The sequence below is a fragment of the Mesorhizobium sp. LNHC221B00 genome (assembly GCF_000502935.1).
GTDB classification, from domain to species: Bacteria; Pseudomonadota; Alphaproteobacteria; order Rhizobiales; family Rhizobiaceae; genus Mesorhizobium; species Mesorhizobium opportunistum.
The window spans coordinates 219,412-245,451 of the sequence record NZ_AYWR01000004.1 but is presented as its reverse complement, the minus strand read 5'-3'; the positions used below and the strand labels follow the sequence as shown (position 1 = coordinate 245,451).

The window sequence follows — 26,040 nt, the reverse complement described above, 5'->3', positions numbered from 1 at the left end:
CGATGGCACAGGTCACGGTTTCAATCGACGGCAAGCAGTATCGCATGGCCTGCGACGAGGGCCAGGAAGAGCATCTGATCGACCTTGCCGAACGCTTCGACCGTTATGTTTCACACCTGAAGGACTCGTTCGGCGAGATCGGCGACCAGCGGCTGACCGTGATGGCCGGGATCATGGTGATGGATGAGCTTTCCGAGCTGCAGAAACGCGTCAAGGGCATGGAAAGCGAAGTGCTCACCTTGCGCAAGACGCGCGACGAGGCGCTGACCAAGGCCGACAAGAGCGACAGCGTGCTGACCAACGCGCTCGGCGCGCTGGCGCAGCGCATGGAGGATCTCACGGCGACGCTGGCGGTCAACAAGGCCTGAGCAAGTCGCGGTTGAACGGCATCGCGCGCCGGATCTGTTGTTTCATGCAGACCTGTCTCCGGCGGAGACGGCTTCGACTTCGGCGGACATCCGAAAATCCTGCCGCAATTTCCATCGAGGACAGAATCTTTTTCGCCGCCAGCGCTGCCGCTGGCAGGTTTAAGCATTTTGTCGGCGCTGCCGGGAGTGCTAAAAAGGTGTCGAGCCGCGGCAGCGGGTTTGCGGCATTGTCAGGGGTAGGGATAGATCATGAGCCTTCGTATCAACGATATCGCACCGGACTTCACCGCCGAGACCACCCAAGGGGTGATCCAATTCCATGACTGGATCGGCGACGGCTGGGCGATCCTGTTCAGCCACCCGAAGAACTTCACTCCGGTCTGCACGACCGAGCTCGGCACGATGGCGGGGCTCGAAGGCGAGTTCAAGAAGCGCAACGTCAAGATCATCGGCATTTCGGTCGATCCGGTTGCGAGCCACGACAAATGGCAGGCCGACATCAAGACGGCGACCGGCCATTCCGTGAACTATCCGCTGATTGGCGACAGGGATCTCAAGGTCGCCAAGCTCTATGACATGCTACCAGGCGGCGCCGGCGAGACGTCGGAAGGCCGCACACCCGCCGACAACGCCACGGTGCGCTCCGTCTATGTCATCGGGCCGGACAAGAAGATCAAACTGGTGCTGACCTATCCGATGACCACGGGCCGCAACTTCGATGAAATCCTGCGCGCGGTCGATTCCATGCAGCTGACCGCCAAGCATCAAGTGGCGACGCCGGCGAACTGGAAGCAGGGCGAGGACGTCATTATCACGGCCGCCGTTTCCAACGAGGATGCGATCAAGCGTTTCGGCGCCTACGAAACCATCCTGCCTTATCTCAGGAAGACCAAGCAGCCATCGGCCTGAACAGGCGTCGGAACGTTTTTCGTCTTTTTCACCCCTACGGGCCACGTCATGCTTGACTGGCCAGTAGGGCTGGACAAGCATGCCTCTGTCGGGGTTCGGCGGAGAAAATCATTCCTGCCGCCGCGTTGGGTTGGGAGCTCGGTTTGGACATTGCTTTGGCAAGACCGCAGGTCAGGGGCTTCTATGACAAGCCGACCGGGGCCATCCAGTATATCGTCGCCGATCCGGCCACGAAGCGCTGCGCCATCATCGACCCGATCCTCGACTTCGACGAGAAATCCGGCGCAACGGGTACGAAGAGCGCGGACGCCCTGCTCGATTTCATGGAAGAGAACGGGCTGGAGCTGGAGTGGATCCTCGACACCCACCCGCATGCCGACCATTTCTCCGCCGCGCATTACCTAAGGGAGAAGACCGGGGCGCCGACAGCGATCGGCGACAGGGTCGTCGATGTCCAGAACCTGTGGAAGGCAATCTACAACTGGCCGGATTTTCCTGCTGATGGCTCGCAGTGGGACAGGCTGTTTGGGGAGGGCGAGACCTTCCGGATCGGAACACTTCCGGTCAAGGTGCTGTTTTCGCCCGGACATACGCTGGCGTCGATCACCTATGTGGTCGGCGACGCCGCCTTCATCCACGATACGCTGTTCATGCCCGACAGCGGCACGGCGCGGGCGGATTTTCCCGGCGGCAGCGCCTTGCGGCTCTGGCATTCGATCCAGGCCATCCTGGCTTTGCCAGATGAAACGCGCGTCTTCGTCGGCCATGATTATCAGGCCGGCGGCCGCGAGCCTCTGTGGGAAAGCACGGTGGCCGCGCAGAAGGCCACGAACATCCATCTGGTCGCCGCGCACAGCGAGGCCGAGTTCGTCGCCTTGCGCGAGGCGCGTGACCGGTCCCTGCCGATGCCCAGGCTGATCCTGCACGCGCTGCAGGTCAACATGAACGGCGGACGGCTGCCGGAACCGGAGGCCAATGGCCGGCGATATCTGAAGTTTCCGCTGGATGGGCTTTGAGGGATATTTTTGTGCGTCACCGCCGGTGAAACTGCCGATCTCCCACATGACCTTTCAACCAATTGTAGCTGGCCGTCTAAACTGACGTCCGGCCGGAGATGGCTGAAATCGAAAAGTAGCGTTCCTTCACACCCCCCTCTGTCCTGCCGGACATCTCCCCCGCAAGGGGGGAGATTGGCCATGGTCCCGGTTTTCGCCAACCGCCAGCCGAATATGAAAAAGGCGGCGCCAGTTTCCTGACGCCGCCTTTTGACCTTGTTGCCGAACCCGGCTTTACGCTGCCGGCTGCGCCTCGATGGTGCGCAACGCCTGCATCTGGCGCTTGGCGGCGGCCTTGACCGCATCCTGCACCTTCTCGAAGGCGCGCACCTCGATCTGGCGCACACGTTCGCGGCTGATGTCGAACTCGGCCGACAGCTCTTCCAGGGTCAGCGGCTCCTCGGCGAGGCGACGCGCCTCGAAGATGCGCCGCTCGCGATCGTTGAGCACGGCAAGAGCGCCGGACAGCATGCCGCGCCGGTTTTCCAGCTCGTCCTGCTCGATCAGCATCTCTTCCTGGCTTTCATGGTCGTCGACCAGCCAGTCCTGCCATTCGCCGGACTCACCTTCCGTCGCCCGGATCGGGGCGTTGAGCGAGGCGTCGCCTGACAGGCGGCGGTTCATCGACACCACTTCGGCTTCAGAAACGTTGAGCCGCGTGGCGATCTCGGCGATCTGGTCTGGCTTGAGGTCGCCGTCATCCAGTGCCTGGATCTTGCCCTTCACCTTGCGCAGGTTGAAGAACAGGCGCTTCTGGTTGGCGGTCGTGCCCATCTTGACCAGGCTCCACGAGCGCAGGATGTACTCCTGGATCGAGGCCTTAATCCACCACATGGCGTAGGTCGCGAGGCGGAAGCCGCGCTCGGGTTCGAATTTCTTGACGGCCTGCATCAGGCCGACATTGCCTTCCGAGATCACTTCGCCAATCGGCAGGCCATAGCCGCGATAGCCCATGGCGATCTTGGCGACGAGCCTCAAATGGCTGGTGACGAGCTTGTGCGCGGCGGACGTGTCTTCATGCTCGGCATAACGCTTGGCGAGCATGTACTCTTCCTGCGGCTGAAGCATGGGAAAGCGGCGGATTTCTTCCAGGTAGCGGCTGAGGCCGCCTTCGCCGGAAACGATACTGGGTAGTGACTGGGCCATGATAGCGCCCCCTCTCTATTGGAGTGATGCCCCCGAAACGCGGCGGGCATGTGACGCGAGCACCAAAAGGCTCGCCCGCGACATCGGATCATATACAGGAACAAAACCAGAAAAGACAGCATTTGTTCAACACGAAACGGTGTGTCACGCTGAAGTGAACAATGTCAGTCAGGTTTTTGATGGCTGGCTCAACGCCTGTCGTCGGCAGGTTCAGAACTTGCGAAAGCCGCCGACGAGTTCCTCCATGTCCCTCGGTATCGGCGCCTCGAACCTCATCGTTAGATGGGTATCGGGATGACGAAATGCAAGGAGCCAGGCATGCAAAGCCTGCCGGGAAAATGCCTTGACCTGGCTTTTCAACGGTTCGGGCAGCCGGTTGGTCTTGGTGCGGAAGGCCTGGGCGTAGTCGGGGTCGCCGATCACCGGATGACCGATATGGGCCATGTGGACACGTATCTGGTGGGTGCGGCCGGTTTCCAGCCGGCATTCGACCAGGCTTGCGGTGGCGAACTCCTGCTGTTTCTCGCCAAAACGCTCCTGGACGGCAAAATGGGTGACGGCGTGGCGGGCGTCGTCGCGGCCTTCCGGCACCACGGCGCGGCGCACCCGGTCGGCGGCGCGGCCGAGCGGCGCGTCGACCGTTCCGGTCGGCCTCTGCGGTATGCCCCAGACCAAAGCCAGATAGGCGCGTTCGAGATCGCCGGTCAGGCCATGATCGGCGAAGGCTTCGGACAGGGCCTTGTGGGCGCGGTCGGTCTTGGCCACCACCATGACGCCGCTGGTCTCCTTGTCGAGGCGATGGACGATGCCCGGCCGGCGCACGCCGCCAATGCCGGAAAGGCTCTCGCCGCAGTGATGGATCAGCGCATTGACCAGCGTGCCGGTCCAGTTGCCGGCGCCGGGGTGCACGACAAGCCCGGCCGGCTTGTTGATGACGATCAGGGCGTCATCTTCATAGAGCACATCGAGCGCGATGTTCTCGCCCTGCGGCTCGGCCGGCTCAGGCTCCGGCATGGCGACCGAGACGCTTTCGCCTGGAAGCATCTTGCGCTTGGTTTCATCAACCGGCTTGCCGTTGATGGAGACCGCGCCTTGCCGGATCAGCATCTGCACGCGGCTGCGCGACATGTCCGGGCCAAGGCTGGCAGCCAGCCATTGGTCGAGGCGCTGGCCCGCCGCATCCGCGCCCGCCACCAGCACGGTGGGTGCCTCCATCAATCGGTCCTCTATCAATTGAGGGGCCTCTTCGCTATGAGCGCTCATTGAAAAACCGTTCCGGAATGTTTTGCCATGGCCAGCCCAACCGCCGAGGAAGATCAGGAAAAGCCGCTCGACCCCGAAGTCGAAAAGGTGCGCAAGAAACTCGTCCGTTTCGTCGGCATCAATCTCGGCCTGCTGTTTCTTGCCCTTATGGTGGTGATCGGCGCCCTTGTCTACAAAGCGCGCAACGCGCCAGCGACGAACCCGACGCTGGCCGGCGATATCCAGACCCCGGCCGGCGAGCTTGCCAGCGGCGACATCGTGCTGCCGATCGGGGCCAAGGTGGTGAGCCAGTCGCTGTCCGGCAACCGCGTCTCCATCGATGCCGAGCTCACCGACGGCGGCCGCGCGATCTTCATCTACGATATCGCGGAGCGCCGCCTGATCGGCCGTTTTGCAATTCGCAACAGATGACGGGTTTCGCCGAACATCGTCGCGTCGCGACCGTTGCGCTGGTCGTCGCCAACTATGACGAGGCGATCGCCTGGTATGTCGGGCGGTTGGGTTTTGATCTCGTCGAGGATGTCGATCTCGGCGGTGGCAAGCGCTGGGTCACGGTGGCGCCGGCCAATGGCCAGGGCGCCAAGCTGCTTCTGGCCGAGGCTTCCGACGAGGCACAAAGCAAAAGCATCGGCAACCAGACCGGTGGCCGGGTTCTTCTCTTTCTCGAAACCGACGACTTCGCCCGCGATCACGCGGCGATGCTGGAGAAGGGCGTCGAATTCCGCGAGGCGCCGCGTTTCGAACCCTACGGCACGGTGGCGGTTTTCGCCGATCTGCACGGCAATCTCTGGGACCTGATCGAGCCCAAACGGTAACGCGTTAGCTGCTTTTTGTCCAATGCGTTAAAGCAGCCGAAACCCCAGTTGCTTTTTCCCAGCCGTCAGCCTATATCGCCGGTTCTTGAACGCGCCCATCGTCTAGCGGTCAGGACACCGCCCTCTCACGGCGGGAACAGGGGTTCGATTCCCCTTGGGCGTACCAAGGAAATCAATAGCTTAGCTCACTCTCGCGCTGTTTCGTCGAATATTTGCCGAATAAACGGCTGCGTACGACAGCGAATGATGGCGGCTAGCTGGAGCCGGCTAACCCGCGCCAAGTTCGCATAAAGCCCGCCATCAGGACGTAGCGGGCTGAGAATCCGCTCATCTAACCGCAGCCATGACGCTCAGCTGACGCGCTTGCGAATGCAGTGATGCGGAATTTGTCGTCGGTTTTCTCCGCATGGGCGTGATCACCTTCCATCTTTGGTTAAGAAAGTGGGCGGAGACATTGCCCATCCTCGCCAATGCCCTTGCGAAAGCGAAGTTTTGCGATGCAGAGTGGCTCGGGGGGACGCTTCGATGCACAAGGAATTTCGCGCCCAATGGGTGGCTGCAGGCTATGATCGCCATATGGGTAGTGCGGAGGTAGTACAACCGCCGCGGGACGGATTGCTGCGAGCGTATTACCTAACGACAGCAGAATATGCGATTAGCAATATTGCCCTCGGCAGAATTAAAGTCTCGCGATTTTCCGATCTAAATGATCCGTTTGAGCTCTTGGCACTCCGGTCCAGCGACCCGCACGTCAGAAGTTTCGGCCGCATTCTTCGTGAGCAGTATGACCAATCGACGGGACTGCTCTGTTTCAGCAAAAATTGGATATCACCGACATTGTGGAGCCACTACGCAGCGAAACATCGGGGAATTTGCCTCGGCTTTGACATCGATCGGAATACCTTGCTCGATGTCATTTATGCTGACGATCGAGTGCTTGAGCCCCTCCCGGACATCGCGGGGCCACCTGGCATATCTGACGATCTCTTCGCCAAGCTCTCCCGGACTAAGTTTCGTCATTGGGAGTACGAAGGCGAGACCCGCATGATGTTTCCGCTGACCTCCGCTTTGAGAGAAGGTGGCCTTCATTTCAAAAATTTTGGACCCGATCTCTCTCTGGCGGAGGTTATTCTGGGGCCGCTGTGCGAACTGCCCCTCGATGGAATAAGAGCTCTCGTTTCATCAGTAAGGCCTGGAGCCGTAGCGCTCAGGGCCCGATTGGCTTGGAACAGCTTTTCCGTAGTGCCTTTGGAAAGCTCGGTGGACTGGTAGGCAACACGCTTCAAACTCCTTGGCGTCTTGCCTCATCCCCTTCCTGCTCCTGCCCGCGAGATTCGGTTTGAGATAAGAAACCGTTCAAATGACTCTTACCACTTGCTTCGACAGAACTTTGAAATCATCACTCTTCTAGACGTAAACTGAAATCGCCCTTCCCCTGGTCTAGCTTGAATTGAATCTTCAGATGCAGAATGTCGTACAATCGAAAATCGCTCCAGGCAGCTTCGTCGAGCTTCGTGGTCGTCCATGGCTAGTTGAGGAAATTCAGGGAGAACCCAGCGGTCTTCAAACGCTCAATCTCTCGTGCATTTCGGACGACGCTCAAGGTGAACTCCTTGAGGTGCTTTGGGATGCCGAGATCGGTGCTGTCGAGCTGGATACGGATGGATGGCGCAACGTCGGCGCAGGACTCCCCGACCGGGCAGAGATGCTTGCTGCCCATCTGCGAGCCATTCGGTGGCGATCTGCGACAGCGGCTGACCGGGATCTGTTGCAAGCGCCGTTTCGGGCGGGCATTCGCCTGGATGCCTACCAACTTCTGCCCCTCCGCAAGGCTTTGCGCCTCCCCCGCGTCAACCTTCTGATCGCGGACGATGTGGGCCTGGGCAAAACGGTGGAGGCCGGCCTTGTCGCACGGGAACTCCTGCTGCGCCGCCGGATCGATTTTATAGTTATTGCTGCGCCGCCTGCCATGACGATTCAGTGGAAGGATGAACTCGAAGCCAAATTCGGCCTTTCGTTCGAGATCATCGATCGCGAGCGCATCGGGGAGATGCGGCGCCTCCGTGGCTATTCCGTCAATCCTTGGTCAACCGGTTCGCGTTTCATTGTCTCTCATCGATTGCTCACAGATGAGGTGTACGCAGCCGGCCTGCGCGACGTCCTCGGTGAATTTCGGCCAAGATCGCTTTTCATTCTGGATGAAGCGCATCACGCTGCTCCGGCAGCGGGGGTGAGATACGCAATCTCAAGTCAGCTCACTAAGGCGGTTCGTGAACTTGGGGAACGGTTCGAGCACCGACTGTTCCTGACCGCCACGCCGCACAACGGACATTCCAACAGCTTCTCGGCTTTGCTCGAGATGCTGGACCCGCAGCGGTTCACCCGTGGTGTCGAGGTTCGGCCCAGGGACCTCGAGCCGGTCATGGTTCGGCGCCTGAAGTCAGACCTTCGGCGTCTGGGCGAGGCATTCCCCGAGCGGATTATCGAAGCCGTTCGCATCGACGGCTTGCCCGAGGACACACCGGAACTCGCATTGGCCCGCCAGCTTGCCGCGTACGGTGAGCTGCGCATGAAACGTATCTCCAGCTTGCCCAATCAGAAGGCGGCCCTCGCAAAGCTCGCCTTTGTTGGACTTCAGCAGCGCCTTTTGTCCTCTGTTGCCGCATTTGCGCGGACCTTGAAGGTACATAGAGCGACCTTGCAACGCATGGTGGATGGTGAAGAAGCAAGTTCGGTCGCTGCCGCAGCGTTGGCGTTTGTGGCTCGTCCCACAAACGAGGACAGCAATGAGCTCGGGCTGGAGGATGATCGCGCAGAGAGATCGATCGACGCCGATGAGAAAGCCACCGCTGAGGCAGCTTCAGCTTTGGGTGCTGCCGGCGCTGCGGCAGGGGACTTGCGCGCCGAACTTGCCGCCGTCGATGGCATGTTGGCGATAGCTGAACCAAACGCCGGCCGCACAGATGCCCGCGTGCAATGGCTTGTCACTTGGATCAAAGCCAATCTCTTGACGGGCGAGAACTGGAATCGCCGTCGCCTCATCATCTTCACGGAGTATGAAGACACGCGGCGCTGGTTCGAACGACGGCTTCGCGAGGCCATAGAGGGAACTGACCGGGCGGATGATCGCATCGGCGTGTTCACCGGAGCGACAGGATCGGACCGCCGGGAAGAGGTAAAGCGTGCCTTCAACGCCGATCCCGACACGGAACCATTGCGCATTCTCATTTGCACTGACGCGGCACGAGAGGGCATCAATCTTCAGGCCTACTGCTCGGACCTCATCCACTTCGATTTGCCTTGGAACCCCTCGCGCCTCGAACAGCGCAACGGTCGCATAGATCGCAAGCTCCAACCCGCCAAGCAGGTCTTCTGCCGGTATTTTCGTTACGAGCAGCGCGAGGCCGATATCGTGCTTGAGGCGCTGGTTCGGAAAACGGAAACCATCCGCGAACAGCTCGGCTCCGTCGGTCAGGTGATCGAGGACCGCATCGCAAAGCGGCTCGCCGAAAACGGCATCGCGCGCGGCCAGGCCGTCGCCATCGCGCTTGCGATCCAGGAAGAAAGCGACGCCGAGCGTTTGAAGCGAGCCCGGGCGGAAATGGATGACGACGAACGCATTCGGCACGAGCGACTTTTGAAAGAGCAGACCGATCTTCAAGGAGCGCTCGAACGGTCGCGCGAACGGGTCGGTGTCGATCCCGAGGATCTGCAGCGCGTCGCCTCGGCGGCACTTTCGCGCGCCGGATATGTCCTCGATGACGCGCGCGGTTCGTTGGCGGGCAATGTCGAAACCTTCAAGCTCGATCCAGCCGATCCTGCTTTCACCAAGGATGCTGGCTGGGACGATGCCTTCGACGATCTGCGCGTTAGGCCGCGCAAGCGCGGCGAGCGCCTCGGAGATTGGCGGCGCGACGCGCCCATCCGATCAATTGCCTTTCAGCCGCCGGTTCTCAGCGATGGTCGCGACGCCCCGGACGTGGTGCAAGTCCACCTTGAGCACCGGCTTGTGCGACGGCTGCTTTCCCGGTTCATCAGCCAGGGCTTCCAGTCGAAATTGTCGCGCCTGTCCGTCATTTACGGTCCCGGCGCGCAACCGCGCGTGGTGCTGATGGGACGCCTGGCGGTGTTTGGCGCGGGGGCGGCCCGGCTTCACGAGGAGGTCATCCCCGTCACCGCGGTTTGGTCTGAATCCGAACGTGACCGCAAACCGCTCCGCCCGCTGGGCGAAAGCGGCGAGGAGAAGACACTGGACCAGCTCGAGGAGGCATTGCGCGACGCCCGCGAGGCGCCCGCCACGGCGGTTGCTCGCATTCAGGCGCTGATCGAGACGGATATCGCAAACCTCGTTCCGACTTTGGAGAGGATCGCTGCCGAGCGTTTGACGACAGTCACCGCGCAACTGAGAAAGCGCGGCGAGGAAGAAGCAAGGTCATTGGCGGATCTGCTCGACCAGCAGCGTTCGCGTATCGTCAAGGCGGCGAAGGAATTCGACCCCAATCAGTTCACACTCGATCTCGTCCCCGAGGAACGGCGCGAGCGGGAGGCCGATCGGCGGCATTGGGAAGGGCGTCTGACCCGCCTCGAGCGCGAACAGCGCGACGAGCCGCAGCGCTTACGCAGTTCCTATGAAGTGCGCGCACATCGCCTCGAGCCCGTCGGACTGGTCTATCTCTGGCCGGTTTCGGGGTGAGGGCGATGGCAATCGACATCAACCGCGATCCCGACTTTGAATGGCTCGATCATGTGCCGCCCGTCGGCCTAGTTGTCGCGCCGACACTGCTAAAGGAATTGGGTCTCGTGCCGCCGCCGCAAACGCGACTCGACACAGCCGAAGTCGGCGAGATAATCGGCGACGATCTCGCCAAGCCCTCCCTGTCCGATCCCTGGGCCTTCGTTGAAAAGATACTGGGCTGGGAGGCTTGCAACATTGCGGGTTCGCCCGGGGGCCTGTCCATCCCAGATGAATTGCTGATCGCTTTGCCGGAGCATGGCACCACGCTTGCGCCGACTTGGGCAGTTGCGGAACTGGGCGACGGCGATCGCCGATGGCAGCTGCTCGTGCGCGTCGAGGCGCGCGGCGTCGATCCGGACGGAAGGAATGCGCTCGATGGCTGGGAGGCGACGCCGCATCAGCGCTTCGAGCGGTTGCTGCGTGATACCGGAGTCTTTGCCGGACTGCTGATTTCCGAGCGCGAGGAGTGCAAAGACGGTGAGGTTCGTACCTATCCTGAGTTCCGCCTGATCTATGCGCCGCGCGGCGAAACCTCGGGCCATCAGAGTTTCCCGATCCGTCCGATGGCATTGGTCTCAGGCCGGGCCATGCTCGGTGGGTTGAAGCTGCTGCTCGATCGCTTCCGGCTGTTTTCTGATTCCGACGACCGACGCCTGCCGGCACTCTTGAAGCGTAGCCGCGATGCGCAGGCCCTGGTTTCGACCGCACTCGCCGAGCAGGTGCTTGGCGCACTGCATGAGCTCTTGCGTGGCCTGGATGCTGCCGAACCCGCGCTGGTGCGCGAACTGAGCACCTCCCGACCTGATCATCTCTATGAGGGACTGCTCACGGTCCTTATGCGGCTGGTCTTCGTGCTTTATGCCGAAGACCGAGATTTGCTGCCGTCGCGGTCAGACAACAGGGCGCGTGAGATTTACGAGACCAGTTATTCGGTGCGCGGACTGTACGCGAAGCTCACCGAGGATGCGACGCTCAACCCCGACACGATGGATGAGCGCCGGGGTGGCTGGGGCGGCTTGCTGGCGCTGTTTCGCATGATCCACAAAGGACACCGCACCGGCTTCGTGCAGGCGCGCGGCGGCAAGCTTTTCGATCCTGACGAATTCCCCTTCCTCGAGGGCCGCGCTACGAAGAACGATCCAGCGCGCATCCTCAATGTCTCTGATGGCTGCCTTCTGCGTATCCTTGAAGGGCTGATGACCTTGAAGCAGCGCGGCCAAAATCGCGAGCGCCTGTCCTACCGCGCGCTCGATGTCGAGCAGATCGGTTCAGTGTATGAGACCGTGATGGGCTTCACAGTCGAGGCCGCGACGACGCGCGTGCTCGCCATCAAGGCAGGCAAGAACAACAAGACGCCGGTTTTCGTCGCACTCGATGACTTGCTCTCCAAGAAGGGCAAGGATCGGATCAAAACGCTGAAGGAAGATGCTGGGCGCGCTTTGAGCACGGCACAAGCTAAGCCTGTTGAGGATGCCAAGAGCGTCGAGGACTTGGCAGTGGCGCTCGATGGCATGGTTGATGAGCGCGGCTCGCCCAAGAAGCGCGTCGCCGCCTCCAGTACTCCGATCCTGCAACCGACCGGCGAGCGGCGGCGCACGGGCAGCCACTACACGCCGCGCTCGCTTACCGCGCCAATCGTTAAGTATGCGCTGGAGCCGGCCTTCGCGAGGCTCGGCCGGGACGCGACGCCGGAACAGGTGCTAGACCTGAAGGTGTGCGACCCCGCCATGGGCTCTGGTGCATTTCTGGTGGAAGCCTGCCGCGCTATAGGAGAACGCCTGGTCGCTGCCTGGGCGCATTGGCCTGACAAGCGTCCGAAAATCCCAGCCGACGAGGATGAGGAATTGCATGCGCGCCGCCTTGTAGCGCAGCGCTGCCTCTACGGCGTTGACAAGAATCCACGCGCGGTTGATCTGGCGCGGTTGTCGCTTTGGCTAGCGACGCTGGCGCGCGACCATGAATTCAATTTCCTCGACCATGCGCTCAAATGCGGTGACAGTCTGGTGGGTTTGACAAGCACGCAGATTCGAGCCGCGAATTGGAATGAGGACGAGGATGGCCTGCCGCTGTTCAGATCGCTGGTCAACGAGACGGTGGATGAGGCGATGCGGCTGCGAGCGGGCATCCGCGAGGCGCCGGACGATGTCCGGCGCGCAGAGCAAGAGTCGCGCTATCGCGTCGTCGAAAGCCGAATGGAACCGCTGCGTACGATGGGCGACGCGGTGGTCAGCGCGTTCTTTTCCGCTGATAAGCCCAAGGCGAGGGAAAAGCGGCGCGCCGAGGTCGCGCGGTATATCACTGGTCACATGCAGCCGCGCTGGGATGAGATCGGGACCGCGGCCGAGTCGCTCAGACGTCGCCAACATGGCGTCACGCCCTTCCATTGGCAGATCGAGTTCCCGGAGGTGTTCTCGCGCGACAACGGCGGGTTCGACGCGATTGTCGGCAACCCGCCATTTGCTGGTAAGAACACCATCATCGGCGGCAGCGCCAAAAACTACCTGCCATGGCTACAAACGCTGCATGAGGGCGCGCATGGCAATTCCGATCTCGTGGCGCATTTCTTCCGCCGCGCCTTTGGGCTTCTGCGGCAGGGCGGCGTGTTCGGGCTGATCGCTACCAACACCGTCGGCCAGGGCGATACGCGCACCTCGGGGCTGACAAATATCCTCGCAAATGGCGGCGCGATTTCACGTGCAACGCGAAGGTTGAAATGGCCCGGCGAAGCGACAGTGGTGGTTTCGGTAGTGCACATCGTAAAAGGCGAAGCGACGGCGCCAGTGCTTGACACGCGGCAGGTGCGTCGTATTTCGGCCTATTTGGTCGAAGGCGATCTCGATACCTCGCCAGCGGCACTGGCGGCCAATTCCGGCAAGGCGTTTGTAGGTTCCTACGTACTCGGCGTGGGATTTACGTTCGATGATGTCGCCGCAGCGAAGGGGGAATCCGAGAGCCTCGAGACAATGCGGGCATTGATTGCAAAGGACCCGTGGAATGCTGAGCGCATTTTCCCATTCATTGGCGGGGAAGAGGTTAATACCGATCCTGAGCATCGATATCACCGCTACATTATCGACTTCTTCGATCGACCGTTAAATCGCGATCCAACCCTACGCGCGTGGGCGGAAATGAACGATAGTGAAATCACAAGATGCCGGGTCGAAGGGGTCGTTCCAGGCGACTATGTCGACGAGGTCGCTGAGGATTGGCCAGACCTGATTGAGATCATTGGCCGTAGGGTCAAGCCAGAGCGCGATAAGCAGACACGCCCAGCATTGAAAACACGCTGGTGGCAGTATGCGGAAAAGCGACCTGGTCTCTACCGAAAAATTCAAACTCTCGATTATGTCTTCGTAAATTCGAGCAAGGCAGCTCCACAATATGCCATAGGAAGATTGCCGAAAGGTCTTGTCTACTCACAGAATCTAAATGTTTTTGCTTTCGGAACCTTTGCAGGGTTCTGTGCGATCCAGTCATCCGCGCATGAACTATGGGCTAGGTTTGTGGGTACCACCTTCGAAGACAGGCTCACGTATGTAAAGGATGATTGCTTTGGCAGTTTCCCTTTTCCTGCCAATTTTGAAACGGACCCTCTCCTCGAAGCCGTAGGAGAGCGATACCACGCCTTCCGCGCGCGACTGATGGTTGATCGTAACGAAGGTCTGACCAAGACCTATAACCGTTTCCATGCGCGCGGCGAGAACCCGGCAGACATAATTCGCTTGCGCGCCCTACATGCAGAGATGGATGAAGTCGTTCTGCGTGCCTATGGCTGGAACGATCTGGCGGACCGCGCCGCGCCGGAATTCATCGAACAGGACGCCGACGAGGGCAAGGCGCCCAAGACCCGCCTCGACTGGCCCGTCGAGTTCAAGGACGAAGTCCTAGCCCGCCTCCTCGCCCTCAACGCCACCCGCGCTGCCGAAGAACGCGCCGCCGGGCTGACGGCGGCGGATGAGGAAGAGGACTTTGAGGATGAGGGGGAGGCGGCTTGAGTCTGACTGGTGACAAACGCGAGCATATTGCGAGGATCGACGATCACCTTGCGCAGCTAACTGACGTAGAGGTCGACCGACTCGTTCAGACTGGCGATGTGCTTTCAGACAATTCGTTAGGGATGGTTATAAAACACCCATTCGGGCAGTTCTATGCGCCGTTCGATTGGATCAACGAAGATGCTGATATCGTTCTGATCGGCATTACGCCGGGCAAGCGGCAAGCCAAAGCCGCCTTGAAGGCATTGCAGTCGGCTCTCGCCAGGGGAAAGTCGGTAGATGAGGCCGCCAAGATGGCCAAGCAGGCCGCCTCGTTCGAAGGTGAGATGCGGGACATCGCTGCTCGCCTGATGAACCGTTTCGACCTGCACAAAATTTTCGGACTGTCAGACACCAATGAGCTCTTCGGTGGCGCCAGCCAGCGTGCCCACTACACCTCGCTGCTGCGCTATCCAGTTCTGCATTGGCAGACGAAGAAGAAGCCGGACGGCAAGAAGATTACCGGCTGGTTTGACTATAGTGGCGGTGACGATGCCTTCTCGGCCGAGATGCTCCTTCGCTCAATCCGCGAAAACTTCGAGCCGGAGTTAGCCAAGTTCAGGCACGCCTGGCTCGTTCCATTTGGCCCCATCCCCGCTCGGGCGCTCGAGGGAATGGTCCAGCGAGGGCTGGTTGACCCAGATCGTGTCCTGCCTGGGATCAATCACCCGTCGGGCACCCAAAGGAATCGCCACAACTGCCAGCTCAACATCTCTGCAGACCACTCAATGTGCGCCAGGAACGTCGGTTGTGAGACGATCCGGGGCCGAAGCTCGCGGCTGGAAAAAATTGTTGCGACCCGACTCGCAAGAATCACCGGATAGGACAAAAAGATGGGTGGGATAGCTGACGAACATGTCGAGTGGGCGATTGTGAATAGGCTGAAGGCTATGCTCGACGAGCCGCCACCCACTCCGTTCAATGTGACCCAGACCTTCGCTCTATTCAGCAGCGTCTTGTTGTGGACCAAGAACCGCGCATGGGTCGCGGGCAATCGTGGCGCGCGCGGCAACTGGGAGGACCTTGCAGATCATCGGGCTCATGATGTCCGCGAAGCGATGAGAGGAGCGCTGATTACTGATGCCCCTTGGCGCCTATCACTTGCACCGCCGCAAATCACCCTGGTTGATCGAGAGGACGACCTTCCACCACCTGATCGCCGGATCAATCTCGATTTTGAGAATATGAGCCAGGAAGCATTCTTCAAATGGCTTCGTGATGCTCTTGCGCATGGCGACGGACGGACAATTCGACCGATCCATAAGCGCTCCGCACGCACAAAAAAGACGCTCCTCGCAGGGTTTAGGATCGAGTTCGCTGAAGCTAACGGTTCGCAGCGAAAACTTACGCTCTCCCTTTTCCACGACGATATGCGCCGCATAGGTGGGCAGCTAGCTGACCTGTTTTGCCAAGCATTGAGCAGTAACAACCGGTACTTCGAACAGGATGCGGCAACCCAGGTAGAGGAGCGCGCCGCATGAGCAAGGCAGAGACAATCCGCACCGGGACGCTGGGGAAGAAGGCGCTCCGGCTCGTCAAGAAGGACGGGCGTTTCTTCGGCCTCGCTGACGGCGCCATCTGCTCCGAAGGAGAGAATGCCGACGAGGTGTGGCAGCGCCTCCATGACGATGCCGGCAAGAGCGATCCGAAGTATTTCGGCTTCGATGGCGCGCGCAACAGGTTCCTGAAGTTCTTTCCCAACGGCTTTCATTCCGAGGGCTATGCGTCGCAGGAGCGGGACTACAAGCTCGTGGCGAAAGCGAAGCTCGATGAAACCGTGCCGCTTGAGAAGGCCACCAATGGAAAGGGCTTTGGCGAGGGCGTGCTCGCGGTATTCCGCGCCACCAACATGCTTTCTCTCTTCGAAAAGACGCGCCTGCAGGCCGTGCTGCGGGGTCCACATGCCGATGATTTCATCCGTGCAGCGGCGCGTTTCACGCTTGATGGCGGAAAACCCAATCTTCTCGGAATGGAGCAGGCGCTCAAGCCTCACGAGAGCGCGAAATGGACCGTCGTCACCTATTTGCCATACCTCTGGCGGCCCGACACTCACATGTTCCTGAAGCCCGAAGCGACCAAAGACTTCGCCACACGGGTCGGCCACCGTTTTGCCTCGGACTACGAAGCACGCCTTCACCTGCCAGTTTATGAAAGCCTGCTCGACCTCGCCGCCAAAGCGACGCAGGAACTTGCGGATATGCAACCACGGGACCGGATCGACATTCAGAGCTTCATCTGGGTCGTGGGGGACTATCAGGAGGGACGCGAAGGAACTTACTCGTAAGCGAATCGCAAGAAATTCTTGCAATTGTTCATGTGCAAGATTACATCAGCCGCCGGGGGTTGCCATGTCTACCAATTTCATCGGACCGCGCATCAAAGCACTGCGCGAGGAGCGAAAGCTCAGCCAGGAAGATCTGGCGCATCTATTCGGCTTCAAGGATCGCCAGACCGTTTCGGCCATCGAAACCGGCGATCGCCGTGTCACGGCCGAGGAATTGGTCATCGCTGTCGAGAAGCTGGGCGCGTCGCTCGACTATTTCACCGATCCTTTCCTGCTGGTTGGGGAGGGGCGCTTCTCTTGGCGACAAACCAATGTCGGACCACAGCGGCTAAACGCTTATGAACGCAGCGCCGGGCGCTGGATCGCTGCCTTCCGCGTCATCGCTCCGCAGGTCGGTCGCGCCTCTCCGCTGCTGCGCAGGGCGTTGGGCATGAACAAGTATTCGCGCTTCGAGGACGCCATGGATGCCGGCGAGCGCTTCGCCGCCGAATTCGAACTCGGCAATGTGCCCGCCACGCGGCTCGCCGAGGTGATGGAGCGCAAACTCGGCATTCTCGTGCTGATGGTCGATGCCTTCGACGGTATTTCCGGCGCAGCCTGCCGCCTGCCGGAACTCGATGTGGTGCTAATCAACCGTCACGAGGTGGTGGGTCGCCGCAATTTTGACCTTGCCCATGAGCTGTTCCATATCCTCACATGGGACGCCATGCCGCCGGAGCATTCAGAGGAGGCGCGCGAAACCGGCGGCAATCGAGTCGAGCAGCTCGCCAACAATTTCGCCTCGGCCGTACTGATGCCCGTCTCCGTGCTCGACCGCTTCGGCGATTGGTTGGCGATCCCCGAGGGCGAGCTTCCGGCCCGGTTGAACGCCGCCGCGGAGGCGCTCGCCGTCACTGCCTCGGCGTTGAAATGGCGGCTTGTGGCGCTCGAAAGGCTGAAACCCGCCGCGGCGCGCTCCTTGCCAGACGCCGCCCTGCGCAACAATGGTCGCGACGTCGCTCCTGCGGTTTCGCCGCCCTTGTTTTCGAAACCCTTCATAGAGGTGATCGCTCTCGCCATCGACCAAGGTCGCGTCTCCGCGCGGCGGGCGGCAGCGCTGGTCGATCTTTCAGTGGACGATCTAGGCGATCTCTTCACAACACACGGGGTTTCGTCCCCGCTCGACCTGTGAGGGGATATGACGCGGCATCGCGGCCCCGTTCTGGTCGACACCAACGCCATCCTGGAATGCTTCCGGGTGGGAGCTTGGCGCGCGCTCAGCGGAGGCTATGCTGTGGAAACCGTTGAAGATTGTATCATCGAGACGCAGACCGGCTTCCAGCGGCGAAGCCCTGAAATGCAGATCGATGAGGCCTTGCTTTGGGCGTCGCTCAAGGCAATCCATCCAGTGGTGGATGCCCAACGCGCCGTAGTCGCGGTGCGCGCCCCCGACATTGCCCTCGACGTGGGCGAGCGATCCCTGTGGGCGCATGCGCTGACGCGCCGCGACGCCTGGGTTCTGTGCGGCCCCGACAAAGCCAGCATGCGATTTGCCGTGCGGCTCGGCCTCAAGAACCAGCTCATCGCACTAGAGACCTTGCTCGCCGATGCGGGCCACCGCCCGAAAGAGGCTCTACGTTCCAACTACACAGCCAAGTGGCTCGACAAGGTGCTTGGCGAACTCTTCACCTCGGAAGGATTTGGGCGCTCATGAAAACGTCTGAGGTAGTGCGCGCCCAGATCGTTAATGTATTCCGCCGTGATCTGATCGGTCCCGACCTGCGGGACGCTGATCTGGCCACTGAGCGCCTCAACGAGAGCCCTGCACGTTGGTATCTCGCGGGGTTCTTAGCGCCGGCTGAAGACCCGCTCACCCTTGGTGGCGACGACGAGGAGGTCGATCCCTCCGCCCAGGAAGAGATGGAGATCGATGTCGAGGAGCCGGATGCCGATGGCGCGAATGGCGCTGCGGCCGACAATGAGGAACCCGAGGCTCCTGTCGCCAGGCGGCGGTTCCTGCCCTCGTCGGTTGGCTTGACCGTGCTCCTCGATCCCGATGTCAGCGAGATCGAAGCGCGCGTATCATGGGGCGACTATCGCACTGAACCGAAATTGCCAGAGGAAATCCTGCTTCCCGAGCCGCCGCCGGAGGAAGTCGGCGAAGACGGCAAGAAAAAGCGCATCGAGCGGCCAATGGTCGACTGGGTCCGCAGCGCGAAGGAACGCGTCGTTGTCGTGCCGGTGAAGGAAGGCCGTGGCACCCCGATTGTCGTGCCGGAAAGTGCAGCCGAGCAAAGGCGCGGTGGCGGTCTGGTGCTGGAAACGCATTCTCGGCTGTTCAGCTACACAACGCCCGATGGCCAGACCGAGCGCGTGCGAGCGCTAACCGTTTTCCTCGTCAACCGCCGGGCGACGGTTCATCGGTTCTATTCCGACATCAGCTACGCCTTCCAGGCGCGTCTCGAACTGGTGTGCGAGACCGGTTTCCGCCCAAGACGTGATCTTTCCGGCTATCGCGCCCAGGATTGGGATTTGCGAATCGCCGATCTCCACTATCGCGATCTCAGCGAATGGGCCGTGGGTCGCAATGCGGCTGCGGGCTGGGATCAGACCGGTGACCGCGTCAAGCGGGTCTGGACCGATCCGCTGCCATGTGCCGAAGTCGAGCGCGTTGCGCCTAACGAAGACGCGGATTTGAAAGCACAAGTTCTGTTTGGCATGGAAAGCCTGGCACAATTGGCAGAGGGCGATGGTGCGAGCCTCAAGGCGGCCCTTGCCGATCTGCCGGTTCTCTATGGCGCCTGGATCACCGCCGAGCTAAGCAAACTAACCGGGTTGCCCACACGGAGGCGCGAAACCGCCGAGCGCCTGATTGCCGAAATGGAAAAAGCCTCGGCACGGATTGCGACGGGGATCGAGCTTCTTGCCACCGACGCCAAAGCGCGAACGGCATTCGGATTCATGAATCTAGCAGTCGCGATAGCGGCCCGCCGCCGTGTCGCCGGCGCGACGGGCGATCCACAGGCGCTCGACGAGCCGCAATGGCGGCCATTCCAGCTCGCCTTTGTGCTGCTTAATCTGGCCGGCCTGGTTGATCGCCGCCATGTCGACCGCGAAACCGCTGACCTCCTGTTCTTCCCCACCGGTGGTGGCAAGACCGAGGCCTATCTTGGCCTCGCCGCGCTGGTGATCGCGCATCGGCGGCTTGGCGGGAATGGCGTGCTCGGCGCTGGTGTGGCCGTCATCATGCGCTACACCTTGCGGCTTCTCACGCTGGACCAGCTCGCCCGCGCGGCCGGCGTCGTTTGCGCGCTCGAACTCATGCGCACCGACGCAAAGAATGTCGATGAACAAGGCCGTCGTCTTCTCGGCGACTGGCCGATTGAGATTGGCTTATGGGTCGGGTCCGACGCATCCCCGAACAAGCTAGGTGGAAGAGGCAACACTGACGAAACGACCGCGGTTGGCCGCGTGCGGCGCTACCAAAGCGGGCGCGACAAACGTGCACCCGCGCCGCTGAAAGCCTGTCCGTGGTGCGGGACCGAATTCAAGCCGTCGTCTTTTTCCTGCACACCGAACATGCTTGCGCCAACCAACTTGGAAATCCGATGCGTCAATACAAGCTGCGACTTCAGCCGGAATCGACCATTGCCGGTGCTGACGGTCGATGAGCCCATTTACCGGCGCCTGCCGGCGTTTCTGATTGCCACGGTCGACAAGTTCGCTGCGTTGCCTTGGGTCGGCGAGACCGGGGCATTCTTCGGCCATGTTGATCGGTTCGAGGATGGGGTCGGCTTTTACGGGGCCGCTGAGCCGGGCCCTGGGCGACCGCTGGGAAACGGCTGGTCACTCGATCCGCCCGATCTCATCATTCAAGACGAGCTGCATCTCATCGCAGGGCCGCTTGGAACGGTGGCCGGGCTCTACGAGGCAGCCATCGATCAGCTCGCTTCGCGTGGTTCCGGCGAAACGCGTGTTCGTCCCAAGATCGTGGCGTCAACCGCAACAGTCAGGCGAGCCGCCGACCAGATATCGGCATTGTTTGATCGCAGCAATACGAGCATCTTTCCACCGCCCGGCGTCGACCGTGTCGACAGCTTCTTTGCGCGTACGGTTCCTTCTAGCATCAACGCGGCCAGGCTCTATGTTGGCATCGCTGCCCAAGGGCGCGGCCCCAAACTGGTGTTCCTGCGATCCTTGACGACACTCGTTGCCGCTGCGCAGGCGGCTTACGACGCCAACGTTCCGACTGATCCAAAGGACAGGAACCCGGCCGATCCGTTCATGACAGCGCTATGCTATTTCAACGCGTTGCGCGAGCTGGGAGGCGCCCGCCGGATTGTCGAGGACGAAGTCCGTGACCGGGCGGCCCGCTATGGCGCCCAACGCCGTAGAGTTGACCCCACCGACAGCCCCTTCGCCGATCGCCGCATCAAGGAACCGATGGAGCTTACCTCGCGCGTTTCAACCGACGAGGTGGCGAAGGCGAAGCAGCGCCTTGAGGCCGTATTCGGCCGGGACGCCGAAACAGTTGACGTCGCCCTTGCAACCAACATGATTTCTGTCGGCCTCGATATCACCCGCCTTGGGCTCATGGTAGTTCAAGGCCAGCCAAAGACCGCGGCTGAATATATTCAGGCGACCAGTCGCGTTGGTCGCGACCACGCTCGACCTGGCATCGTGCTTGCGGTGCTGAACCTGCACAAACCACGCGACCGCATGCATTTCGAACAGTTCGGACAATTCCATCGCACTTTCTACCGGGCTGTCGAAGCAACCAGCGTGACACCTTGGGCGGCGCGGGCGCTCGACCGTGCCTTGGCCGCAGTCGTGGTCGCCGCGGCACGGCACATCGATGCAACTCTGACGCCGGAAGGCGCAGTCAATGAACTGAAGAACAGTGTATGGATTCGCGGCCTCGTGCGCGACACGATTGTTAGCCGGGCACCGGAAAAGATGATCGCAGGCGGGCGAGCAGCGCTCGCCAAGTTGATTGACGACATACTGGACTCCTGGATCGATACCGCCGACGATCAAGCCGCCGGCGGAAACGCCTTTGCCTACGCCAAAAAGAAGAGCCCGCATCGCCTTCTTCACATGCCGCTTGAGCCAGAGATTGAAAACCTGGCGCCGCCTCATCGCCGGTTTGTTGCTGGCCGTTCAATGCGCGACGTCGAATCCAACGTCGCTTTAAAGGTCAAAGACCCTCACGGAAACACCATCGCGAACGCGGATGATCTGACATGACCAAAAACGCTCAGCGTTTAAGCCAGTTGGTTTCGACCTTTGGCCCTGGCGCGATGATCGACTTACCGACGCGATCCGTCGTGGTCGGTGGGCTGGAGCAGTGGGACATGCGGGGCAATTCTTTCACCACCCTTCCCGAACCGCGGTTGACGATGCGCCTCGAAAAAATACTAAAGGACCAAGGGCGCCTTGATCCCGCAGCAACTCTGTCGTTGCGCACTCCGCCCACTTCAGCAAATACACGCGACGGAATTCCCAACGGTGTTGCAGCGCCGGTGTTTCCAACATGGTTCATCTGCGAGCAGGTCGAGACGAATGCGTCCGGAGCGACGACAACTCGGCGGCGGCGACTTGTGCGTTGGCAAGACCTGGATAGCAAAGGACGTCGGCGCTTCCAGTTCGATGACGGCCGGAAGAGCGATGTAACGCCAATCCGATTTGTTTGCGCATGTGACAAAGGCCATCTTCAAGACATCGACTGGCGATGGGTGGTCCATGGTCCCACCTCTTGCCACGAACCCATGTGGGTTGAAGAGAAGGGCACAAGCGCCGACCCCGCCGATACAAGTGTCGTCTGCGCCTGCGGCCGCCGCTTGTCGCTACAGGATACCTTCCAACCTGGGCGACTTGGCAAATGCCGTGGCGAGCGGCCATGGCTTCTCGACAGAGATCCTGAAGGATGCGGCGACAACCTCAAGCTTCTAACTCGAACGGCAACAAACACGTATTTTCCGCAGGTTCACACTGTAATTTCGCTTCCCTCTGAGGAAGACGAACTAAGCCAGCTCGTTGAAGAACTGTCCGGCGATCTGTCGGGCGTCCAAACCGTCCAAGACGTCGGGCAAGCGAAACGATTCAATCCAAAAGTCGCGGCTTCGCTTGGCCCTTACTCCGATGCTGACATATTCGAGAGACTTCAACGCATTCGCGACGGCGCAAAGTCCGACGCTAGCCGATCGCCGAAACTCGCTGAGTTTGACACCTTTGCAAGTGGCCGTTCGGAGATAGGCACCAACCATCCATCTGCGAAACTCTACGCACAAACGCTTCAACGCTCGGTTTGGGCCGATCCGGCGGTCGAGATCGATCTTTCTGGTGTCAAAAACCTGGTGGCAGTGCATCGTCTGCGGGAAGTTTCTTGTCTCTACGGATTCACGCGTTTCGAAGCAGCGCCGACCGGCGCCGATGGAGACATTGAAGACGTTCAGCTGACTGTCCACGGTGCGCCAATTTCGCGCCATGCTGACTGGTTGCCTGCGATCGAGCAGTTTGGAGAGGGCATTTTCATTCACTTTGACGAGACTGCGATAAAGCGCTGGCTGCTGGACGCGGCGACTCCTGACAGAAATCAAAAACTCCTGGTTGGCTATAATCATTGGCAGAAGCGATTTGCAGGCAACGCGCCGGCGTATCCAGGGACGCCATACGTCCTGCTTCACAGCATTTCCCATGCTCTCATGGCCGAGATCGCCTTGGATTGCGGCTATCCGGCAAGCTCGCTGAAAGAGCGGGTCTACGCGCTCTCGAGTCAGCGAGGCGGCGAGATCGATCGTTGCGGCATCCTCATCTACACGGCAAGCGCCGGCGCCCAGGGAACGCTGGGTGGCCTCGTCGCGACTGCTCCCCGGCTTGCCCAAATTCTTCGAGGTGCGTTGGATCGCCTTCGAATCTGTTCGAACGATCCCGTTTGCGCGGATCACGAACCGGACGACCGAAGCGGTGATCGCGCAACCCACGGCGCAGCCTGTCACGGATGCCTGCTTATTGCCGAAACCAGCTGTGAAATGAGGAACCTCTTCCTCGATCGGAGTCTGCTCGTTCCAACGATGTCAGGTTTATCGACGTCCTTTTTTCGGTAGAGACCCATGACGATCGTGGCCGTGTTTCCGCGAACCGAATACCGCCATCCCATTTGTCGCCATCGGAATCGATGTTGAATTTTTGCGCAAGTCGTGCCCTCACTCGCAATATGGCAAGTGTGGACATCCCGATGCGCATTGAAGATCAAATGCGATCCTTGCGCGATATAGAGCGACGCATTCGCGCGAGCGAATTTTGGCGCGCCAAAACAGATGGCGTAGAGGCGGCCGTTCGCCGGCTGTATTTAACAGGAGGCACCGACTGCGGCGGTGCCCACTGGCCTTCCGACGACTCAAAGGGCGAGGTCAGTTCACGAATTTCAGTTGAGCGTAAGAAAAAGCGTAAATTCGAGGTGCTGTGGGCGCGTAGCGAGGAGCGAGCAAAATCGATCGATTGGCAACGGCTCAGTCGGGCGGACGTCAGCGCCTTGAATTGGTAAATGCTGGGCGTTCGGCAGTACCCCATTATGCCATGACACGGGCGGGAAACTCGCTCCAAGTCCGACCAGGACCACGCCGAAAATCGCCCCTATTGTAGCCATATCAGTGACTTGAAAGACAAGTCGATGTTTGAAGAGTGTGGAACACCCAGCGAATATCCCGCGGCGGCCTCGTCCTGCCACAACAGGCGTTTGAACGCAGCCACTCTGGCCATTCTCAAGAGTTTGTCACATGTCGGACTGAACTGGCGTCGCGAAGCCCGATGAGCCGACTAGCCTAGTCAATTGGGGACGGCCTATTTGCAAGTCGGCTTAACGTCGATCGCGAGCATCCGGTTGCGGCAATAATCCTGTTCCAGCTTTGCCCAGATCCAAGCATTTCGATGATCGCTGCATTACGTTTCACATCTTCTGGGCGCCCCCGATAGAGGCCGTTGCTCTTTGCTTTTTCAATGCCCTGCGACTGACGGCGGCGGCGATCCTCATAGTCCTTCCGAGCGATGGCCGCCAGCATATCAAGCATCATCCTGTTGATCGCGGCGAACATCCGCCCGGTAAATTCGTCGTCGGCGGCCGTCACCATGCTATGCGACGTCGGCAAGTCGAGGGCGACCACACGCACCTTGCGATCGTCAATCTCCCGTTTGAGGCGGTCCCAATCCGCCGCGTTTAAACGGCTTAAGCGGTCGACCTGTTCGATCAGAAGAATGTCGCCGGGCTGACAGTCAGAAATAAGCCGGAACAACTCCGGCCGTTGGAACGAGGCGCCGCTCTCGTTCTCGACATAGGTTGCGGCGATGGTCAGACCTTTGTCCTTGGCGAATGTCTGGAGGTCGACCTTCGCGCGTTCGGCGTCCTGGTCCTTGGTTGATGCTCGGAGATATGCGCGAACGAACATGAAGCCCCCATGGTTCGATTTAAATGGTTCCCCAATATGCGGTTCGATTTGAGTTGTCAAAAGTCGTTTATCGACCGGGACCAAGGCGGTTCGACAAAGGTACACCCAAAACAGACGTAGTGATCGGGCTTGTTCAAAACAGCGCCACAGCGGGGGCTTAATCGGAGGGTTGTGCCGGAGGAGGATGGGTATGATGAGCGAAGACGAACGGATTTCGATCGTTAAGGAACTCCTCTTTGCTTACGTAAGGAGCCCGTCACTGCGCCACATCCGCGATCCCTATTCTGTGATTAGGTTGGCGCAGGAGATCGTCAGGCGCATTGACCGGAGCAATTCAATCTGGAGGAAGTGGGACGGGCAACGCGAGGTCCTTCTCAAATCCGCCTTGGGCTGTTGGATACCAATCGAGGCTCTGCGCGATTTCATCAACGAGATGCCGGGGCCACCGGTTACGACGACGGATGTTGGCCAGCGCCTCAGAGCATTCGAGGATGACGAATACTTCTCGTACCCAAAAGAGGAGCTCCGCCCAGGGTGCCTCGCCCTCTACGAGAAGGAAAGGGCCGAGGGTACCGAGCTGCCGGCCATCATCGGTCTGCTCAGAGACCACGTAGAACGGGAAGAGGAGCGGCTTCGGGTAGAGCAGGAGGAACGATTTAGGAGATTGCGTGAAGAGGACCGAATGGCTCGCGAACAGCGGCTCCTGTCGGGCGCCGACTGCAAGTGGACGCAGCTCCAGAAATCCTCTCACTGGTTTTGCCGCGTCAATGGCAGGACATATCGTCTCTCACCAATGAAGGACAGAATGTGGAACCTCTACCGCGTCAATTCGGTTTCCGAGGAATACGAGAAGGGCTTGATAGGTAAGTACCAACGGCGCGGAGACGCAACGAAGGTGATCGCTCAAATGGCTTATCAGCCAGAGCCGAGATGGTAGCTGGCCGGAGCCGCACCCAAAGCCCGCCGGAGTTACACCATCATCATTGAGCCGACCGTGCCGACCGTCAT

The 26,040-nt window shown here is 60.3% G+C and carries 20 protein-coding genes and 1 tRNA gene; 18 read left to right on the top strand and 3 right to left on the bottom strand.

The genetic code is table 11. The features are described 5' to 3' along the window. Nucleotides 1–2 precede the first annotated feature (2 nt). The 3 genes from X741_RS158850 (at nucleotide 3) to X741_RS158860 (ending at nucleotide 2,293) form a co-directional block, all read left to right on the top strand. Nucleotides 3–368 (top strand): cell division protein ZapA, encoded by a 366-nt coding sequence (locus tag X741_RS158850; RefSeq protein ID WP_013892635.1) that lies wholly within the window; start codon nucleotides 3–5, stop codon nucleotides 366–368. A gap of 249 nt (nucleotides 369–617) precedes the next feature. Next, complete coding sequence (locus X741_RS158855) at nucleotides 618–1,277, top strand: peroxiredoxin (RefSeq protein WP_023776927.1); 660 nt, start codon at nucleotides 618–620, stop codon at nucleotides 1,275–1,277. A 143-nt stretch (nucleotides 1,278–1,420) separates the two neighbouring features. Next, the gene (locus tag X741_RS158860; protein WP_031249892.1) at nucleotides 1,421–2,293 is read left to right on the top strand and encodes an MBL fold metallo-hydrolase; all 873 of its coding nucleotides are present in this window, start codon (nucleotides 1,421–1,423) and stop codon (nucleotides 2,291–2,293) included. 273 nt (nucleotides 2,294–2,566) lie between these two features. Here the strand turns inward: X741_RS158860 and rpoH are convergent, their stop codons facing one another. Together rpoH and X741_RS158870 are read right to left on the bottom strand one after the other, a co-directional pair. Then, a complete protein-coding gene (gene rpoH, locus X741_RS158865; protein WP_013892638.1) occupies nucleotides 2,567–3,478 on the bottom strand; it encodes an RNA polymerase sigma factor RpoH in 912 nt (303 codons plus the stop codon). A gap of 210 nt (nucleotides 3,479–3,688) precedes the next feature. Beyond that, nucleotides 3,689–4,741: an RluA family pseudouridine synthase gene (locus X741_RS158870; RefSeq protein WP_023776925.1), complete on the bottom strand. Its 1,053-nt coding sequence runs from the start codon at nucleotides 4,739–4,741 to the stop codon at nucleotides 3,689–3,691. A 27-nt stretch (nucleotides 4,742–4,768) separates the two neighbouring features. On the opposite strand from X741_RS158870, the gene X741_RS158875 reads away from it, so the two are divergent. The 14 genes from X741_RS158875 to X741_RS1000000169625 all read left to right on the top strand — a co-directional run bounded on the left by X741_RS158875 (nucleotide 4,769) and on the right by X741_RS1000000169625 (nucleotide 24,134). Beyond that, nucleotides 4,769–5,152, top strand: coding sequence for a hypothetical protein (locus X741_RS158875; RefSeq protein ID WP_023776924.1), 384 nt, complete (start codon nucleotides 4,769–4,771; stop codon nucleotides 5,150–5,152). Further along, entirely contained in the window at nucleotides 5,149–5,556 is a 408-nt protein-coding gene (locus X741_RS158880) for a VOC family protein (protein WP_023776923.1), read from the top strand. Before X741_RS158875 ends, X741_RS158880 begins: the two co-directional genes overlap by 4 nt. 91 nt (nucleotides 5,557–5,647) lie before the next feature. Beyond that, nucleotides 5,648–5,722, top strand: a tRNA-Glu gene (locus X741_RS158885). 359 nt (nucleotides 5,723–6,081) lie between these two features. Further along, a complete protein-coding gene (locus X741_RS1000000169630; protein WP_156937857.1) occupies nucleotides 6,082–6,828 on the top strand; it encodes a DUF2971 domain-containing protein in 747 nt (248 codons plus the stop codon). 190 nt (nucleotides 6,829–7,018) lie between these two features. Beyond that, the gene (drmD, locus tag X741_RS158890) at nucleotides 7,019–10,249 is read left to right on the top strand and encodes a DISARM system SNF2-like helicase DrmD (RefSeq protein WP_023776920.1); all 3,231 of its coding nucleotides are present in this window, start codon (nucleotides 7,019–7,021) and stop codon (nucleotides 10,247–10,249) included. A gap of 5 nt (nucleotides 10,250–10,254) precedes the next feature. Continuing rightward, entirely contained in the window at nucleotides 10,255–14,286 is a 4,032-nt protein-coding gene (locus X741_RS158895) for a DNA methyltransferase (RefSeq protein WP_023776919.1), read from the top strand. Next, complete coding sequence (locus tag X741_RS1000000167435; protein WP_023776918.1) at nucleotides 14,283–15,149, top strand: hypothetical protein; 867 nt, start codon at nucleotides 14,283–14,285, stop codon at nucleotides 15,147–15,149. Before X741_RS158895 ends, X741_RS1000000167435 begins: the two co-directional genes overlap by 4 nt. A 9-nt stretch (nucleotides 15,150–15,158) precedes the next feature. After that, the gene (locus tag X741_RS158900) at nucleotides 15,159–15,806 is read left to right on the top strand and encodes a hypothetical protein (protein ID WP_023776917.1); all 648 of its coding nucleotides are present in this window, start codon (nucleotides 15,159–15,161) and stop codon (nucleotides 15,804–15,806) included. After that, the gene (locus X741_RS1000000170300) at nucleotides 15,803–16,609 is read left to right on the top strand and encodes a hypothetical protein (RefSeq protein WP_023776916.1); all 807 of its coding nucleotides are present in this window, start codon (nucleotides 15,803–15,805) and stop codon (nucleotides 16,607–16,609) included. The genes X741_RS158900 and X741_RS1000000170300 overlap by 4 nt, the downstream gene beginning before the upstream one ends. Nucleotides 16,610–16,673: 64 nt before the next feature. Next, on the top strand, nucleotides 16,674–17,780 hold the full coding sequence (locus X741_RS158910; RefSeq protein WP_023776915.1) for an XRE family transcriptional regulator: 1,107 nt from the start codon (nucleotides 16,674–16,676) through the stop codon (nucleotides 17,778–17,780). A 6-nt stretch (nucleotides 17,781–17,786) separates the two neighbouring features. Further along, nucleotides 17,787–18,302: a hypothetical protein gene (locus X741_RS158915; RefSeq protein WP_023776914.1), complete on the top strand. Its 516-nt coding sequence runs from the start codon at nucleotides 17,787–17,789 to the stop codon at nucleotides 18,300–18,302. Further along, the gene (gene drmA, locus X741_RS158920) at nucleotides 18,299–21,835 is read left to right on the top strand and encodes a DISARM system helicase DrmA (protein WP_031249887.1); all 3,537 of its coding nucleotides are present in this window, start codon (nucleotides 18,299–18,301) and stop codon (nucleotides 21,833–21,835) included. Before X741_RS158915 ends, drmA begins: the two co-directional genes overlap by 4 nt. Then, complete coding sequence (locus X741_RS1000000168045; RefSeq protein WP_084018384.1) at nucleotides 21,832–23,694, top strand: DUF1998 domain-containing protein; 1,863 nt, start codon at nucleotides 21,832–21,834, stop codon at nucleotides 23,692–23,694. Before drmA ends, X741_RS1000000168045 begins: the two co-directional genes overlap by 4 nt. A gap of 131 nt (nucleotides 23,695–23,825) precedes the next feature. Next, nucleotides 23,826–24,134, top strand: coding sequence for a hypothetical protein (locus X741_RS1000000169625; protein ID WP_156937856.1), 309 nt, complete (start codon nucleotides 23,826–23,828; stop codon nucleotides 24,132–24,134). A 277-nt stretch (nucleotides 24,135–24,411) separates the two neighbouring features. Here the strand turns inward: X741_RS1000000169625 and X741_RS158930 are convergent, their stop codons facing one another. Further along, nucleotides 24,412–25,032, bottom strand: a complete 621-nt coding sequence (locus X741_RS158930) for a recombinase family protein (RefSeq protein WP_023776910.1) — start codon at nucleotides 25,030–25,032, stop codon at nucleotides 24,412–24,414. Between the two features lie 193 nt (nucleotides 25,033–25,225). Between X741_RS158930 and X741_RS158935 the strand changes: the two genes are divergently transcribed. Continuing rightward, entirely contained in the window at nucleotides 25,226–25,969 is a 744-nt protein-coding gene (locus X741_RS158935; protein ID WP_031249885.1) for a hypothetical protein, read from the top strand. Nucleotides 25,970–26,040 lie beyond the last annotated feature (71 nt).

Coding starts and splice junctions, on each gene's coding strand:
- X741_RS1000000169630 (WP_156937857.1), top strand. CDS start 6,082: ATGCACAAGGAATTTCGCGCCCAATGGGTGGCTGCAGGCTATGATCGC.
- X741_RS158855 (WP_023776927.1), top strand. CDS start 618: ATGAGCCTTCGTATCAACGATATCGCACCGGACTTCACCGCCGAGACC.
- X741_RS158930 (WP_023776910.1), bottom strand. CDS start 25,032: ATGTTCGTTCGCGCATATCTCCGAGCATCAACCAAGGACCAGGACGCC.
- X741_RS158875 (WP_023776924.1), top strand. CDS start 4,769: ATGGCCAGCCCAACCGCCGAGGAAGATCAGGAAAAGCCGCTCGACCCC.
- X741_RS158915 (WP_023776914.1), top strand. CDS start 17,787: ATGACGCGGCATCGCGGCCCCGTTCTGGTCGACACCAACGCCATCCTG.
- drmA (WP_031249887.1), top strand. CDS start 18,299: ATGAAAACGTCTGAGGTAGTGCGCGCCCAGATCGTTAATGTATTCCGC.
- X741_RS1000000169625 (WP_156937856.1), top strand. CDS start 23,826: ATGCGCATTGAAGATCAAATGCGATCCTTGCGCGATATAGAGCGACGC.
- drmD (WP_023776920.1), top strand. CDS start 7,019: ATGCAGAATGTCGTACAATCGAAAATCGCTCCAGGCAGCTTCGTCGAG.
- X741_RS1000000170300 (WP_023776916.1), top strand. CDS start 15,803: ATGAGCAAGGCAGAGACAATCCGCACCGGGACGCTGGGGAAGAAGGCG.
- X741_RS158880 (WP_023776923.1), top strand. CDS start 5,149: ATGACGGGTTTCGCCGAACATCGTCGCGTCGCGACCGTTGCGCTGGTC.
- X741_RS158935 (WP_031249885.1), top strand. CDS start 25,226: ATGAGCGAAGACGAACGGATTTCGATCGTTAAGGAACTCCTCTTTGCT.
- X741_RS1000000168045 (WP_084018384.1), top strand. CDS start 21,832: ATGACCAAAAACGCTCAGCGTTTAAGCCAGTTGGTTTCGACCTTTGGC.
- X741_RS158900 (WP_023776917.1), top strand. CDS start 15,159: ATGGGTGGGATAGCTGACGAACATGTCGAGTGGGCGATTGTGAATAGG.
- rpoH (WP_013892638.1), bottom strand. CDS start 3,478: ATGGCCCAGTCACTACCCAGTATCGTTTCCGGCGAAGGCGGCCTCAGC.
- X741_RS158895 (WP_023776919.1), top strand. CDS start 10,255: ATGGCAATCGACATCAACCGCGATCCCGACTTTGAATGGCTCGATCAT.
- X741_RS158910 (WP_023776915.1), top strand. CDS start 16,674: ATGTCTACCAATTTCATCGGACCGCGCATCAAAGCACTGCGCGAGGAG.
- X741_RS158850 (WP_013892635.1), top strand. CDS start 3: ATGGCACAGGTCACGGTTTCAATCGACGGCAAGCAGTATCGCATGGCC.
- X741_RS158870 (WP_023776925.1), bottom strand. CDS start 4,741: ATGAGCGCTCATAGCGAAGAGGCCCCTCAATTGATAGAGGACCGATTG.